Below are 15,254 nucleotides of genomic sequence, written 5' to 3'. Positions count from 1 at the left end.
GAAACACAGGCCGCTTAAGGCCAAGAACGAAACTCAGGACTCTCCCTCAAACCGGAGGAGATTGGGGTCTCAGGTCACCAACCCCGCCCTTTCCCGAAGTCACCACGAGCACCTTGGCCATTGCGCATTCCTCCTTCGAGCGGTCAGAGGCTACGTCCGGTTATCTACATCGATTCAGGGAGCTATGGTGACAAATGTGGACGGATCGGATGTAGAACTCGCTTCGTGGCGACGGCTTCCTCTTCCTAATGCTACATAATACGTCGCCGAGCTTGCGTGAAACCTACGATGAAATTTGGAAAGCCGACAGGATCGTCCCCGTGAACAGTTCTGACGAATTTTCAGAGTCCGCGCAGACAATCAGCCTATAGGGCCTTCAGCCACATCCGGGCTTCCCATGCTCGGGAGTGGTGGGACGCGCTAGTGAACCGACTTCTTCCTATAGAGCGCCGTGATGGTTTAGCGGTGCTGCGTGCGATAGACGGCGATCGCCGCGATCCGGCGGCCAGACGACAACGAAAATCGAGAACTGCTTGCTTCAAGATCGACGGCAACTCGACTATTTAAAGTCGCTTATTCGAGACGGTGCTGACGTCGAACCTCATTCGCCCCGGACATTCTTGATGCGCTGAGCTTCAAGAACTGCGCGAGCATATTGCTCCCATACACCCCGGATCGTCATCATATTGACGATCAAGGCGTCAGATAACTCTTCGAGTTCATCGAGTTTGGCGGAGGTCTTGTCGAACTTCGTTGAGATATCCGCGGACATATCGCCTGATTTTGCTGCTTCGATCGCCCTCGACAACAATCGACCTGCTTCCTCGATATCGGGAACGAGGCGCACAAGCCGTTGCTGAAGACGAAGGCGTTCACCGTCGGCGACTTCTGCGAGAGGTTCGAGGGTTGCAAGTGACCGACATGCCTTCCTGATCTGCCGGGCCCGCCTGTCCAGCTCCCCGCGAAGTCCGTCAGGGCCGGTCGATAAACGACGACGATGGTGGAATGTCGGCTCATCAAGTCCATTGGGCGCTTGATGAGGAGTGACAGGCCCGTCGCCATCCAACTCGATCGAATCGATAATCAGCTGGTCTGCAGCTCGACCTGCTGCTTCAGTTGTGTCGATGTGATTTCGCTCGCTCACAGACATTTCTAAGCCTCTCACGATCAGAGCACGATCAAACACGATTGACGCACAGTTAGCTGCGTCGGTCGAGTCCGGATACTGGACCGCGGATCCCCTGCAGCTCGGCTGGCCGAGACTATCCTGGTGAATCGACCACAATCAATTTTCCGCCTGGACCCGTCCAATCGTCATAACGACTCTCTGGCAAGTATTTCGTGCCGGATGCGATCAGAGTAGCTCCAAGGGCCGCGGGGCTCGCCACAGAGTGCCTATGACTCTTGGCGGACGCATCCATCGTGGACATCTGACAATCATCAGCGACGTGTCTTTGGCTTGGCTCAGGAAGCAAAGTTGGGAACCTCGAATTCTGTTTCGGTCATCTGAGCGAAAGGAATGCTTAGAGAGCAGGCGAAACCCTCCGGGTCATAACGGAGCTCGGCCTTTCCGCCCAGTTCCTTCTCAATGCTGAGGTGAAGTAGCCGCGACCCGAATCCCTTGCTGGCAGGGACTGCAACGGTAGGGCCTCCAAGTTCCGTCCATGCGATCGACAAGGTCAACGGTCGGGCGTGACCGACTTTTGGTTCAACCTCCCACGAAACCCGAACGCAGCCAGTCGGCACGGAGAGGGCGCCGTATTTTGCGGCGTTGGTCGCCAGTTCGTGGATGACCATCCCGAGTGCTAGAGCCTCACGAGGATTAAGGGGGAATACAGGACCATCGAGACGTATCTGCTCCGTGGAATACGGTCTGAGTTCATGCTCGAAGAGCTCGCGCAGGCAAGCAGCCTCCCATCCACCTCGGGTCAGCGCATTATGCGTTTCGGACAAGGCAACGAGGCGCCCCTCGAAGCTCTTGCGGAAGTCCTCAGGCGTTTGGGCGCGTCTGGCAGTCTGCGATGCGATCGATTGGATGGTCGCCAACGTGTTCTTCACGCGATGGTTCAATTCGTTGATCATCAGACGTTGGCGCCGCTCGCTCTCGGAGACTGCAGCGAATGCCTTGTGTCGCTCCGTGACATCGAGCACAACGCCGACCATACGGCGAGGTCGCCCTCGTCCGTCAGCAACGGCGCGCCCTCTGAGGTTCACCCATCGAGCCTCATCGGCCAAGCGGTATTCGACGTCGTATTCCGATCCCGTAAGCACTGCACTTGCAAATGCCTGGTCACGTTTTGCCCGCTCTTCCGGCGACAGGCGGGCAAGGAACTGCTCGTGTGTGAAGCCGGCATCGCGCGTCAGCCCGAAGATCTCTTTCCCTCTCGGTGAGATATGCAGAGTTTGAGAGCGAAGATCCAATTCCCAATAGCCGACACCGCCCGCTTCCAGGGCCGATAATACATTGCCGCGTTGATCGTAGAGGGAAGCCAATAGTGCAAGCAGCAGGATCACCAGCGTCCCGCCCGCAACCGATACGGCTAGCATGTAAGGTGGCGCGCCGGAGGGCTCCATCCGCACTTCGGCAGTTGGTATGAGCTCCAACGCGGCCATGGCAGTATAGTGCATTCCGACGATCGCAACGCCGAGCATGAAGGCCGCGAACATACGCCAGCTGAACGCCCTTTCTCGACCCGCTGCAAAAAGAGCGGCAGTTGAAGCTACAATGGCGATGACTAGCGAGAGGATTACCAAGCTCGCGTTATAGCCGAGTGAAATCGCGCTACGGAGCGCTGCCATGCCGACATAGTGCATCAAGCAGATGCCGATCCCCATCGCGACGCCGGCGGCGTAGACATGCCTAGGCCCAGCACGTTCGCGTGCCACAAAGAAGAATGCTCCGCCTGTGGCGCCTATGGCCAGAACCAGCGAGACGAAGGTCAGCAGCGGATCATATCGCACGGCCGAGCCCGGATCGAAGCCAAGCATGGCAACGAAGTGCATGGACCAGATGCTGAGCCCCATGACGAGAGCTGCGATAGCCAGCCAGACCCTCCTTGCCTGTCCAAGATGGGTTCTCACGCGCCGAAAAAGGTCCAAGGCTGTCCAGGACCCGAGGACCGCAACCACTAAGGAGAGGAGGACAAATATCGGGTCATGGGACGCGTGCATCGGAGCTCACTCAATTCGGTTACGCCACCGTCGGCTACCTTCTGAAGACGCCCGCATAGGATTTGTCCAGCGTTTCCATCACGATCTCAGCCGCGCGCTCGCGCTCGAGGCTGGCGTGGCTGGCGAACGAGATCACGAGCCACACCCTCGGCACCCTGTCCTCGCACCGTTTCTCATCGGCGCGCGACCGCTACGCCGCAGAGCGAGCGTCATAGCGATGACGCACCCGACAGGATTCGAACCTGTGACCTCTGCCTTCGGAGAGGAGCGCAAGCTCCGCATCCCGACGATCATCGCTTCTTGCCGTGCGGCCCGGGATCGGTTAGGGAGATTTCGGTCATGCCGATCCGTTCGCCGGATCCCGCCCGCGACCCGGGCACCCGTAGCTCAGCTGGATAGAGCGCTGCCCTCCGAAGGCAGAGGTCACAGGTTCGAATCCTGTCGGGTGCACCACTTCCGTACATATCTGCGAAGACCGAAGCGCCAGCGGCTTTGCTTTCTGCAGCGCTCGCCGTCCCGCCATCACCAGCGCAAGCGTCGCCGCCCCATCGATGATGCGGATCGTCGCGTCGTTCGCCTCGACGCGCTTAAAGAGGGCGCGCGCGGTACGCCTCGGAGAGGGCGACGTCACCGATGTTCTCGTGCATGGCCGGCCGATCGGACCGGGTTTCCGTGACGGGATCCACCGCTAATCCTGAGATGCCTGGCCCGGATAGACGACGCGTCCGTCTCTCGTCTTCTCCGCTCCCGGCGTCGGGGTGGCAGGGTCGATGCGGCCGGGGGCCATCAGGTGATCGACAGAGTGTCCGTTGAGCAGGAGATGGTCCGTGATGATCCGGCGGTGGCAGCGCCACCAGACCGCCTCCGAGCACATCATGGCGATCCGCTGATCTCGACCACGGCTCACAAGGTCCTCGAACGCGGCTGCGAACGCTTCGCCGAGGGCGTAGTCCGCGTAATTGTGGAAGCTCTGGAGCCGCCACATGGCGTTGCAGCATTCATCGACGCCGGATTGTTTTCGACGTCGACCTCCGAGGTCGGGCGCGTGCAGATAGCCGATCTGAACCCGTCCGAGCTCATCCGGGAAGCTGTCGATATTGTAGACCGGATTGCTGCGGGAGCGCGGAAAGGAGCGAACGTCCACGACGAGGCCGATCCGGGCCTCCCGCAGCATCCGGATGGTCTCCTGAAGCTCGCGGTTGGAGTGACCGATGGTCGTGAACTGCGCGACCATCAATCCACCTTCGTCAGCGCACTCTCCTTATGCGCCGCGATGTGGTCGGTCTTGTCGCTCTCGATCTCGTATTGGGGGTCATCTTTCGACGCTCGGCGACGGTGGCCCTTGTAGTCGAAATCGGCATGGTGAACCCTGAGGATCCTCCCGGTCACATGACCGGCTTCGGAATTCCAGCTGACATGGTCGCCTTCGGAAAACTTCGCCATCTCGTCCTCCTTCTGCAGCGAAATTCCTCCTGTGCCGCATTGTTCCGATCGGCTGGCGAACCGCGCGGGGATCCCGGATCCGGCGCGATGGTCCGCGCAGAGCGGCGGCGGTGGCGATCAACATTGCGGTTCCATTCGTCTCGGCGCGGCTGGCCTCCTCGCTGTCGCAGACTCATATAGCCTCCGACGCAATGCGGAGATCACCATGGCAGAACACGAAGTCGAGCAGACGCGGAACGACACGCTGATTGCCGAGAACGGCGAGCGTGCGATCTACAGATTCGAGATCAGGAAGCCCGACGGCATCTGGACGCCCATGTTTCGGGGGCAGGACACCATTCATGACGTTCAGGACGGCGAAGTGGCTGCCCCGGCGCATCCGACCTTCCCGACCGAAGAGCAGGCCCGGGAGTGGCTGGCGGCTCGCACGGACTGACGCGCCGGTCGTCCGCAACTTGCCGCATTTCGAGCGCGGGGCGGCCCGGCAGCTCCGCGTTCGCAGGCTGGGTCTGATCGGCGTGTCACTCACGGATGCGGATCAGACTTCGTCTCCCCTCCATGCGAGCAGATGCGGCTGGGCGACGGCATGAATCATCTCAGCACCGCGACCTGACGCAGGCGGTCGGCGGCGAAGTCGACGAAGGCGCGGACCTTTGCGGCGGCCCGGCGTCCCTCCACGTGGACGAGATGGATCGGCAGCGGTTCGGGCTCGTGATCGGCGAGCACCGTCTGCAGGGTTCCGACCTCCAGATCGGGCCCGATCTGGTAGGACAGCACACGGCACAGCCCCCAGCCGCTGCGCACGATGGCGATCGAGGCGGCCACGCTGCTGACCGTCAGGCGCGGCTCCACCCTGACGATCCGGGTTCCGTTCGGGCCGAACCGCCACGCCCTGGCCGGACCGTCGGGCATGGTCGCGACGAGGCGGTGGCGCGCCAGATCGGCCGGGTCCTGCGGAATTCCGTGCTCGGCGAAATAGGCCGGCGCCCCGCAGACCACCCGGCGGACCTGGCCGATCCGCACCGCAGCGAGATCCGAGGACGCCAGGGGACCGATCCGCAGGGCGACATCGATCCCTTCCTCGACCAGACTCACGACCCGGTCGACCATCAGCACTTCGGCGCTCATCCCCGGAAAGGCGTCCAGGAACCGGGTCAGCAACGGCGCGATGTAGATCCGCCCGAACTCCTGCGGACAGGTGACGCGAAGTTGCCCGACCGGCTTGCCGGCTGCGCCGGACGCAGCCTCGTCGGCGGCCTGCAGATGGGCGAGGATTTCGCGCACCTCCCCCAGATATCGCCGCCCCACATCCGTCAGCCGAACCTTACGCGTCGTGCGGGTGAACAGCCGGGCGCCGAGCCTTGCCTCGAGAGCGTTGACGCCGCGCGTGGCCGACGGACCGCTCAGCCCTAGGGTCCGGGCACCACCGGCAAAGCTCTCCGCCTCGGCGACGGCAACGAACATCCTGAGAGACTGCAGCCGATCCACCGCGGCCTCCATTGCTTCGAGAACTGCAACAGTGCGCTGCAGACTTCGCCCATTCTTGCGGAAGACGAGCATCGCTAGCTTGTCGGCGAGACGCAAGCCACGCCCATCCGAAGGAACGCGATCCATGCGCCAGGACAGCTCTTCCGCCACCCGACCGGTGACCCTCTATCGCAACCCGAAATCCGGCCATTGCCACAGGGTGGAGCTGATGCTCCGCTTCCTCGGCCAGCCCTATGTGACGGTCGACCTCGACATGGCCAATGGCGCCCACAAGCAGCCGGATTTCCTGGCCCTCAGCCCGTTCGGACAGGTGCCGGCGATCGAGGACAACGGCGTCACGCTGGCGGATTCCAACGCCATCATCACCTATCTCGCCTTGCGCTACGGCGACGGCCCGGCCTGGAGCGGTCGCACGCCGGTCGAGGCGGCGGAGGTCCAGCGCTGGCTGTCGATTGCCGCCGGCGAGATCGCCTCCGGTCCCTGCGCGGCGCGACTGGTCACCCTCTTCGGCGCCAGGCTCGATCACGATCTGGCGAAAGCGCGGGCGCATGCGCTCTTCGCCGTGATGGAAAACCATCTCGACGGCCGCAACTGGCTGGCCGCTGACCGTCCGACCCTCGCCGACGTCGCGGGCTACAGCTACATCGCCCATGCGCCGGAGGGCGGCGTCAGCCTCGCGCCCTACCCCCAGCTCCGCGCCTGGCTCGCACGGATCGAGGCGCTCCCGGACTTCATCGGCATGGCCCGGTCGCCGGCGCTCGCCTGACCATCGGCAGGCAGGCCGCCCCGTACACGATCCGCTGCAAACCCCAGGAGGAGCCCCATGGCGTTCCCCACCTTCCACGCCGGCGAACTGGAAGCACAGCGCCGGGCCGGCGTCTGTGACGTCGCGGCCGCGGCCGCCGGCTTCATCCGCGACCGGATGCCCGAGCAGCACCGGGCCTTCTTCGCCTCGCTGCCGTTCCTCGTCATCGCGAGCGGCGACGAGACCGGCCAGCCCTGTGTGTCGATCATTGAGGGGCCGGAAGGCTTTGCCACCTCGCCGAACCCGCGCCAGTTGCGGCTGGCGGCCAGCCTCGACCGGGCGGACCCGCTGGCCGCCCCCCTCGCCTCTGGCAGCGAGATCGGCATGCTCGGGATTGCGCTGGCCAGCCGCCGGCGCAACCGCCTCAACGGGTTCCTGCGCCCCGACGGGGCGGGCTATGTCGTCGACGTCCACCAGAGCTTCGGCAATTGCCCGCAATATATCCACGCGCGCGAATGGCGCCGGGTCGACGCCCCCCAAGACACTTCCGCCCGGCACTTCGACCGGCTGCAGCCATCCCACAAGGCCTGGATCGCGGCGGCGGATACGCTCTTCATCGGCTCGGGCGTCGGGGCCGACAAACGCGGCACGGCGGGCGGCTTCGATGCTTCCCATCGCGGCGGCGAGCCGGGTTTCGTGCAGGTCACGACCGACGGCTCCCTGCGTATCCCGGACTACCCCGGCAACAATTTCTTCAACACGATCGGCAATCTCATCCGCGACCCCAGGGTCGGGCTGCTGTTCGTGTCCTTCGAGACTGGAAGCCTTCTGCATATCGCCGGGCGGGCGCGGGTCGAGTGGGGTGCGGCCGGCAGCGACGATCCGCAGGCGCGGCGCATGATCCGCGTCGCGATCGATCGCGTGGTGGAGCGTCAAGGTGCCCTGTCGCTGCGCTGGAGCCGGGACGGCGTGGAAACGCTGGGGATGAGGGTGATCGACAAGGTCGTCGAAAGCGACGCCATCGCCTCGTTTCATCTCACCCCGCCGGACGGCGGGCCGCTGGCGCCGTTCCAGCCAGGCATGCATCTGCCGGTCGCACTGACGGTGCCCGGTCAGGCAAGCCCGGTGCGGCGCAGCTATTCGCTGTCCGGCAGCCCGACGGCCCGGCATTACCGCATCAGCGTCAAGCGAAAGGAACGGGGGATCGCCTCGCGCTTCCTCCACGATCAGGTCGCTGTGGGCGACACGATCATGACGGGGCGGCCGGCGGGTGCCTTCCAGGCCCCGTCCGGCGACAGCCCGCTGGTGCTGGTCAGCGCCGGGGTCGGTGTGACGCCGATGCTCTCGATGCTGCATGCCGCCGTGGAAAGCCAATCGGGCCGGCCGATCCGGTTCGTTCACGGCACTCGAAACCGGCGGAACCACGCCTTTGCGGCCGAAATCGACGCGCTGGCCGCGACGGGCGCGCCCATCGAGCGGCTTGTCTATTACAGCGCCCCCGAGGCAGCGGACGCGCCGGGCGTTCACTTCGGCAGAGCCGGGCGGATCACGGCCGCGGACCTCATCGCCCTCGATGCAGGTGCGGATGCCGACTACATGCTCTGCGGTCCCGAGGGTTTTCTCGCGGACATCCATGCGGGCCTCGAAGCCGGCGGCGTCGATCCCGGGCGAATCCACTTCGAGACCTTCGGTCCCGGTGGATGAGACGCAGATCGCATGGCGGTGCCCGTGCCGTCCTATCCCAGCGCGTCGATGACGGCTTGGGTTGTCGTCACGGTGGCGACGTTCTGCATGGCGTAATTGATCGAGGCCTGGTGCCAGTCGGCGTTCATGGTCGAGCAGGCATCCTGCGGCACGATCATGTGGAAGCCCTTGTCGGCCCCGGTCCGGGCGGTGTGCTCGACGCTCATATTCGTCCAGGCGCCGCAATTGATGATCGTGTCGCGTCCGCCATGGCGCAGATAGGCTTCCAGCCGCGACGTCTCCCAGGCGCTCATGCTCATCTTCTCGACCACCAGATCGCCGGGCTGCGGGGCGAGACCGTCCACCGGGGCGGCGCCCCAGGTGCCGCGCACCAGGGCATTCTCGCGCTTCAGGCCCTTCATCAGTTCGGCATGCTGGGCGAGATAGGGCGCGCCGGGCTCGATCAACATCCAGACATGCAGCACCATGATGCCGCGCCGGCGCGCCACCTCGGCCAGCCGCGCGGCATTGGCGACGACGTTCTGGGCGCGGGCGTGATCGGGCGCGCCGGAGGGGGCAAAGGCGCCGCCGTCGATGATGACGTCGTTCTGCAGGTCCTGCAGGATCAGGGCGGTGCGCGCCGGGTCGATCCGGGCGTCGAGCCGCGGGCGAAGATTCAGCGCCGGAGCCGCCACCCGCCCCGATGGCAGCGCGGGGGATGGCGTGGGCGTCGGAGCCGGTGCGGCACTGGCTCGCCGCGGCGTGGCGCGCGGATACATGAAGGGTTCGTCCCTGCCGCGGGTCAGGGTCTGGACCGAATACAGCGACGACGTTGCGCACAGGAACAGCGTCGACCAGTCCTCGCCGCCCCAGTGCAGATTGGCGACCATCTCGGGGCAGCTGATCTTGCCGATCAGTTCGCCATGGAACGAGTAGACCCAGACCCCGCCGGGGGCGGTGACATAGATATTGCCGTCCTTGTCTGCCTTCATGCCGTCGGGCAGGCCGGGCTTCAGCCGGTCCTGAATGCCGCCGGCGAAGAGCCGGCCGTTCTCCAGACCCTTCGCCGTCACGTCGAACAGCCGGATATTGGCCTGCTCGGTGTCGTTCACCCACATCCAGCGCTGGCAGGGCGAGAAGGTGAGACCGTTGGGCTGGCTGAACAGATAGCGGTCCACGACCAGTTCGGGCTCGTCCCCCGGGACATGGCCAGGGGAGAGTCGATAGACGCCCTGAAAGCCCAGCTGCAGCGGGCGGGGAACGCCGAAATGCTCCCGGCGGCCATAGGTCGGATCGGTGAACCAGATCGCGCCGTCATTGCCGACGACGATGTCGTTGGGGCTGTTCAGCTCGCGGCCCTGAAAATGCGAGCAGAGGACGGTGCGCGTGCCGTCGGGCGCGATGCGCGCGACGGAAGAGGTGGAATGCTCGCAGACCAGAAGGTTCAGCTCGGCGTCGTAGGTCATTCCATTGGCCTTGTTGGTCGGCTTCTGGATGACGGCGACGCCCTGCCCCGGCGTCCACTGACGGCGCGTATCGGCGGGCATGTCGGAGAAGATGAGGTTGCCGTTCACCGGGTGCCACAACGGCCCCTCGGTGAAGGTGAAGCCGGTCCCCAAGAGGCGGACGGGGGCGTGTTCCTCGACGATGTCGCGGAAGAAGCCGTCCGAGATCGCTTCATGTGCCATGGCCTTGTCCCTCTCGTCGCGAATGGATGCCCCGCCCGGCACCCGCCGGCCGCCCCGGCGTGGCAGCGCGGTTCATGCCCCTATGCACCTTGGTCAGCCGGCAAAGTCAGACCGGGAACCAGGGGCGGTTCGGCAGGGTCTCGGTCATCGGTCCGGGCACGGTCATGCCGAGCCGCCCGACCACCTTCTGGCGCTCAATCTTCGCTGGCCGGTCATGGATGGGCAGCAGGAAGGTGTAGTTGTTCAGCAGCTTCTTGATCGCGCCCTTCTCGGCCCGCTTGGATTCGGAGTGGTTGCCGGTGACACGCGGCTCCATCCAGTTGTTGGTGTGGACGTGGTTCACGATCTGGTCGTTGAAATCGTAGATGACGTCGCCGCAGATGCAGGCGAGGCCCTCGGCGGTCTCGACGATGACGTTCATCGAGCCTTCCGTGTGCGCGCCTGCCCGCTCGCACCAGACGCCCGGAATGATTTCCTCGGCCCCGGTGATGTCGAGGTCGAGGAAGCGCATCGCCTCGGGCTCGTAGATGCGGTCGACCAGATGCTTGATGTCGGGCTTGGGATATTGCGGGAACATTATCCCCGACACCGAGAACTCCATCTCGCGCCGGTTGATGACGACGGTCGTGTTCATCGGGAACAGATCGTCCTTGCCGGCATGGTCGATATGCAGATGGGTGTGGAGCACGTAGCGGATGTCGCCGGGCTTCAGCCCATGCCGGGCGAGCTGGTTCTCGATCATGTTCTCGTGGAACTGGAGGCCGCGCATGCCGAGGCTCTCCATGATGGCGTTGTCGCGGTAGCCGGTGTCCACGACGATCGGATATTCGCCGCCGGTGATGAGAAAGCCGTAGACCGGCACCCGGCGGGTGCGGCCGCATTCGTGACCGAGGACGAGGAAGCTCGTCTCCAGCTCGATGTCGCCATAGTCGAGGATGTGGATCTGCAAGGCCATGATGGTCTCCCCCCTTGTGTCGTCTACAGCCGGTAGATGCGGGCTGCGGTGTCGTTGAAGATCGCGGATTGCTTTCTGGCGGACAGGGACTTGGCCCCGGCGCGAAAGGCGTTGAACAGCTCGGTGTAGGAGGTCCAGAGCTTCTCGATGGGGAAGTTCGACCCGTACATGCAGCGCTCGGCGCCGAAGAGCTTCTCGGTCGCGAGGATCATCTCCTCGATGAAGGCCGGATCGTTGCGATGAATGAAGGTGCCGAAGGCGCTGAGCTTCGTGACGACGTTCGGGCAGTCGGCCAGCCGTTTCATGCCGTCGCGCCAGGCGGCGTCGCCGGCCTCGGACCGGTCCTCCTTCATGCCGGCGTGCTGCAGGATGAAGGTCACCTCGGGGCAGGCTCGGGCGAGCTCGGCGGCGCCTTCCATCTGGCCCGGAAACACCTGCAGGTCGAAGCTCCAGCCATAGTCGGCGAGCCGGGCGACGTTCTTCTGCACGGTCTCGTCGCGGGCGAGATCGGGGGTCCTGGCGAAGCGGTAGAGCGGGTTCTCGTGCCAGTGGAGCTGCTGGCGGATGCCACGCATCCGGTCGTGGCGTTTCAGCTTGTCGAGCTGGGCAGTCACGTCGCGTTCGGTGAAGTCCGCATAGCCGACGATGCCGGCGATGGTGCCGTGTTCCTCGGCGATTTCCTGCACCCAGGCGACCTCGTCGGCGGCCCAGTTCGGGGCCCAGTTGGCCTGCACATAGACCGATTTCGCGATGCCCGTGCCGGCAAGGTCGGCCTGGTATTCGCGGATCGAATAGTCGCGCATGATCGCGCGATAGGGCCCGAAGATGCGCGGCTGTTCCGGGCCGATCAGCCAGGGCAGGTCCGCCTGGCGCCAGATGTGATGATGCGCGTCGATCATTTTCGTCTCGCATATTCGAGGAAGTGATCCGCCACCCGGCCGGGCGAGGCGCCGTCGCCGAGATGATCGAGGACCGGCAGGATCATCTGCAGCCCGGCGGTGCGCGGGGCGTAGTGCGGATCGGCGGCCAGTGGCGACAGCCAGTCGACCCGCCAGGCGATGCGGGAGAGGCGGTTGACCGCGTCGACCATCGCCGCCGGCGAGCCGCGCTCGAGGCCGTCGGACACCACGGTCACCGCCGCGCCGCGCGCGAAGCCGGCGTAGCGCGGGACCGCGAGAAAGGCCTGCAGGGCTTCGCCGATCCGCGTGCCGCCATCGAAATCGGCAACGGCCGCGGCGGCGCGGGGCAGTGCCTGTTCGGCGTCGGCCGGCTTCAGGGCCGCGGTGATCCGGGTCAGGCGGGTGCCCAGCGTGAACACTTCCGCCCGGTCGGCGGCCTGCACCAGCGCATGGCCAAGGCGGATCATGCCCTCGCTCTGCGCCTTCATCGAACCGGAGACGTCGATCAGCAGCAGAACCCGGCGCTGCCGCGACTTGCGGCGCGTTTCGTGCAGGCGCAGCACCTCGCCGTCGCGGCGTGCGGCCTCGCGCAGGGTCCGGCGCAGATCCATCCGGTCGCCGTGACGGGTCGCGCGCCGGCGATAGGACAGGCGACGCGGCAGCGCGGCGGGCGCCTGCCGCAGGAGCCGCGCTGCCGCCGCGTCGTCGCGACTGGCGATGCTGCGCGACGTCAGGCGCTCGGCCTCGGTCGCATCCGCCCCCGCCTCGCTCTCCTCGTCCCCGGCTTCGATGTCTTGCGTTCCGCCGGTCGGCTCGTGGGCTTCCGATTCCTCGTCCTCGGTCTCCGTCGGGGCCCGGATGACCTGATCGAGAAACACGGCGCGGAAGATCGCGTCGTATTCGGCAACACGTTCCGGCGGCACGGCGAACAGCGCCCGCCCGGCGCGCCAGATGTCGGTCATGTCCCGCGGGCCGAGAACGCCCACGGCCGCGATGAAATCCACGGTCTGGTCGGGCGACACGGCGAAGCCGGCCTGGCGCAGGGACGGCGCAAAGCGCAGGAACGGATCGAGCGCGCGCGGGGTCATGCCGCCTCGCCCGGCAGGATCGCCGCCAGCCGGTCCCGCATGTAGGAGAGGTCGTCATGGTCCTTCAGCGCGACGCCGATCGCGCGGGCGAAGGCGTCGGGCCAGCGGGCGCCCTGCGAATTCAGAAGCGTGGCGGCCTCGGCCCATTCGACGGTTTCGGCGACACCTGGCGGCTTGGCCAGCGGCTCCTGCCGCAAGAGGCCGACCGAGGCTACCACGGCCCGGGCCGTCGCTTCGGCGACGCGCGAGGCGCGGGTCATGACGATCCGGGCCTCGAGCTCTGGCGAAGGGTAATCGATCCAGTGATAGACGCAGCGGCGGCGCAGCGCCTCGTGCAGGTCACGGGTGCGGTTCGACGTCAGCGCCACGACCGGCGGCTGCACCGCGCGCACCGTGCCGGTCTCGGGGATCGAGATCGTGAAGTCGGAGAGGAACTCCAGGAGGAACGCCTCGAACTCGTGATCCGCCCGGTCGATCTCGTCGATCAGCAGCAGCGTGCCGGTGGGATTGCGCAGCGCCGCCAGCAGCGGCCGTTCCAGCAGGTAATCCTCGGAATAGAGATTGACGTAGTCCTGCCCCGCCTGCCGGATGGCCAGCATCTGGCGTGGATAGTTCCATTCGTAGAGCGCCGAGGCCGCGTCGATCCCCTCGTAGCATTGCAGCCGGATAACGCTGCGGCCGAGGACACCGCCGAGCGCCTTGGCGGCTTCGGTCTTGCCGACCCCGGGCGCGCCTTCCAGAAGCAGCGGCTTGCCGAGCGCCAGCGCCAGATAGGCGGCCGTCGCCAGCGCGTCGTCGGCGATGTACTGGGCGCCGTCGAGCGCCGTTTGCAACTCCGCGGGAGACGAGATGCCGGCTATGGTCGCCCTTGTGACCATCAGGTGGCACGTCCTTTCGAGCGGGCCGGCGGCCGGGCGCCGCCCATTTCGCGCAGGCCGCGCAGGATCTTCTCCGGCGTGATCGGCAGCGTGTCGCAGCGCAGGCCGATCGCGTCGTAGATGGCATTGGCGATGCCGGGCAGCACCGGATTGGCGCACATCTCGCCCGGCCCCTTGCCGCCGAAGGGCGCGTCCTCGGCCGGGCGTTCCAGGACGGCGATGTGGTGGGGCACGATTTGGGCGGGCCCCGGCATCAGATAATGGTTGAAGTCCGTCGCCCCGTGCCGGCGATCGGGATAATAGGGCTCGGTGGTCTCGTAGAGCGTGTGGCTGACGCCCATCCACGCCCCGCCGATCAGCTGCTGCTCGACCAGCTTCGGATTGAGGGCGCGTCCCACCTCGTAGGCGGAGTTGATCTCCTTCACCTCGACCTCGCCGGTCTCGTCGTCGACCTCCAGATCGATGATGAGGGCCGCATGGGCGAAACAGGTCACCGGCGTCATCTCACCGGTCTCGGGGTCGGCGCTCGACGGCGGAATCAGGAAGATGCCGCGTCCTGACAGGGTGCGGCCCTGCTTGAACTGCGCGGCGATGGCCGTTTCGGCGACGGTGATCGCGCGGCCCGGCGCGCCCTTGACGTGGATGTTGCCCTTGCCGTCGGTCGTCAGGTCGCCGGCATCGACCTCCATCTCCTCGGCCGCCGCCTCCAGCATCTGCCGGCGCGCCTCGGCGCTCGCCCGGATCACCGCATTGCCGACCCGGTGCGTACCGCGCGAGGCGAAGGAGCCCATGTCGTGCGGGCCGGTGTCACTGTCGGCGGTGTCGACATAGACGTCCTCGATCGGCACGCCGAGGGTTTCGGCGGCGATCTGGCGCGAGACGGATTTCATTCCCTGGCCGAGATCGATGGCGGACAGCGCCACCATGAACTTGCCGTCGGGCGTCGAATGGACCAGCGCCTGCGACGGGTCGCCGCCGAGATTCATGCCGATCGGATAGTTGATGCAGGCAAAGCCCCTGCCCTTGTGAATGGTCATGTCATCGCCTCCGCGTTCCGGACAGGAAGGGCGAACTGCCGGGACGACGCGTCCCGCGCGAAAACGGCTTGTCGGGCCGATAGGGCTCGGGCTCTGTCGGTGCCGGCCGCTGGTACGGCGCGTCGTGCGGCGCCCCGGTTGTCGCTGCAGGCGGCGGGGCAGACGGCGGCTGCGAGCCG

Annotated in this window: 14 protein-coding genes and 1 tRNA gene; 4 read left to right on the top strand and 11 right to left on the bottom strand. The window is 65.7% G+C overall.

Going from position 1 to position 15,254, the window contains the following annotated elements; all coding sequences use genetic code 11:
• Positions 1 to 601 precede the first annotated feature (601 nt).
• Positions 602 to 1,150 (bottom strand): hypothetical protein, encoded by a 549-nt coding sequence (locus N7I30_RS17800; RefSeq protein WP_498640601.1) that lies wholly within the window; start codon positions 1,148 to 1,150, stop codon positions 602 to 604.
• Positions 1,151 to 1,464: 314 nt separating this feature from the next.
• Complete coding sequence (locus N7I30_RS17795) at positions 1,465 to 3,024, bottom strand: MHYT domain-containing protein (RefSeq protein WP_498640599.1); 1,560 nt, start codon at positions 3,022 to 3,024, stop codon at positions 1,465 to 1,467.
• 523 nt (positions 3,025 to 3,547) lie between these two features.
• Between N7I30_RS17795 and N7I30_RS17790 the strand changes: the two genes are divergently transcribed.
• Positions 3,548 to 3,624, top strand: a tRNA-Arg gene (locus N7I30_RS17790).
• A gap of 235 nt (positions 3,625 to 3,859) precedes the next feature.
• Here the strand turns inward: N7I30_RS17790 and N7I30_RS17785 are convergent.
• A complete protein-coding gene (locus N7I30_RS17785; RefSeq protein WP_498640595.1) occupies positions 3,860 to 4,405 on the bottom strand; it encodes a DUF488 domain-containing protein in 546 nt (181 codons plus the stop codon).
• Entirely contained in the window at positions 4,405 to 4,614 is a 210-nt protein-coding gene (locus N7I30_RS17780; RefSeq protein WP_040325121.1) for a hypervirulence associated TUDOR domain-containing protein, read from the bottom strand. Before N7I30_RS17780 ends, N7I30_RS17785 begins: the two co-directional genes overlap by 1 nt.
• Before the next feature lie 205 nt (positions 4,615 to 4,819).
• On the opposite strand from N7I30_RS17780, the gene N7I30_RS17775 reads away from it, so the two are divergent.
• Positions 4,820 to 5,050 carry a hypothetical protein gene (locus tag N7I30_RS17775; protein ID WP_498640593.1) on the top strand — a complete coding sequence of 77 codons (231 nt, stop codon included), beginning with the start codon at positions 4,820 to 4,822 and terminating at the stop codon, positions 5,048 to 5,050.
• A gap of 155 nt (positions 5,051 to 5,205) precedes the next feature.
• Here N7I30_RS17775 and N7I30_RS17770 read toward each other — a convergent pair whose 3' ends face one another.
• The gene (locus N7I30_RS17770) at positions 5,206 to 6,102 is read right to left on the bottom strand and encodes a LysR family transcriptional regulator (RefSeq protein ID WP_498640591.1); all 897 of its coding nucleotides are present in this window, start codon (positions 6,100 to 6,102) and stop codon (positions 5,206 to 5,208) included.
• Between the two features lie 157 nt (positions 6,103 to 6,259).
• Between N7I30_RS17770 and N7I30_RS17765 the strand changes: the two genes are divergently transcribed.
• Together N7I30_RS17765 and N7I30_RS17760 are read left to right on the top strand one after the other, a co-directional pair.
• Positions 6,260 to 6,868 carry a glutathione S-transferase family protein gene (locus N7I30_RS17765; RefSeq protein WP_498640619.1) on the top strand — a complete coding sequence of 203 codons (609 nt, stop codon included), beginning with the start codon at positions 6,260 to 6,262 and terminating at the stop codon, positions 6,866 to 6,868.
• A gap of 57 nt (positions 6,869 to 6,925) precedes the next feature.
• On the top strand, positions 6,926 to 8,551 hold the full coding sequence (locus N7I30_RS17760; RefSeq protein ID WP_498640589.1) for a pyridoxamine 5'-phosphate oxidase family protein: 1,626 nt from the start codon (positions 6,926 to 6,928) through the stop codon (positions 8,549 to 8,551).
• 32 nt (positions 8,552 to 8,583) lie between these two features.
• Here N7I30_RS17760 and N7I30_RS17755 read toward each other — a convergent pair whose 3' ends face one another.
• The 6 genes from N7I30_RS17755 to N7I30_RS17730 form a co-directional block, all read right to left on the bottom strand.
• The gene (locus N7I30_RS17755; protein WP_498640587.1) at positions 8,584 to 10,218 is read right to left on the bottom strand and encodes an isochorismatase family protein; all 1,635 of its coding nucleotides are present in this window, start codon (positions 10,216 to 10,218) and stop codon (positions 8,584 to 8,586) included.
• A gap of 106 nt (positions 10,219 to 10,324) precedes the next feature.
• Positions 10,325 to 11,173 (bottom strand): N-acyl homoserine lactonase family protein, encoded by an 849-nt coding sequence (locus N7I30_RS17750; protein WP_498640585.1) that lies wholly within the window; start codon positions 11,171 to 11,173, stop codon positions 10,325 to 10,327.
• 23 nt (positions 11,174 to 11,196) lie between these two features.
• Positions 11,197 to 12,072: an amidohydrolase family protein gene (locus N7I30_RS17745; protein WP_498640584.1), complete on the bottom strand. Its 876-nt coding sequence runs from the start codon at positions 12,070 to 12,072 to the stop codon at positions 11,197 to 11,199.
• Positions 12,069 to 13,160 (bottom strand): vWA domain-containing protein, encoded by a 1,092-nt coding sequence (locus N7I30_RS17740; protein WP_498640582.1) that lies wholly within the window; start codon positions 13,158 to 13,160, stop codon positions 12,069 to 12,071. Before N7I30_RS17740 ends, N7I30_RS17745 begins: the two co-directional genes overlap by 4 nt.
• The gene (locus tag N7I30_RS17735) at positions 13,157 to 14,038 is read right to left on the bottom strand and encodes an AAA family ATPase (RefSeq protein WP_228241310.1); all 882 of its coding nucleotides are present in this window, start codon (positions 14,036 to 14,038) and stop codon (positions 13,157 to 13,159) included. Before N7I30_RS17735 ends, N7I30_RS17740 begins: the two co-directional genes overlap by 4 nt.
• Positions 14,038 to 15,075: a xanthine dehydrogenase family protein molybdopterin-binding subunit gene (locus tag N7I30_RS17730; protein ID WP_498640580.1), complete on the bottom strand. Its 1,038-nt coding sequence runs from the start codon at positions 15,073 to 15,075 to the stop codon at positions 14,038 to 14,040. The genes N7I30_RS17735 and N7I30_RS17730 overlap by 1 nt, the downstream gene beginning before the upstream one ends.
• Positions 15,076 to 15,254 lie beyond the last annotated feature (179 nt).

The sequence above is a fragment of the Aurantimonas litoralis genome, from assembly GCF_026153195.1.
Classification (GTDB): Bacteria; Pseudomonadota; Alphaproteobacteria; order Rhizobiales; family Rhizobiaceae; genus Aurantimonas; species Aurantimonas coralicida.
This window is presented reverse-complemented; position numbering and strand designations above follow the sequence as displayed.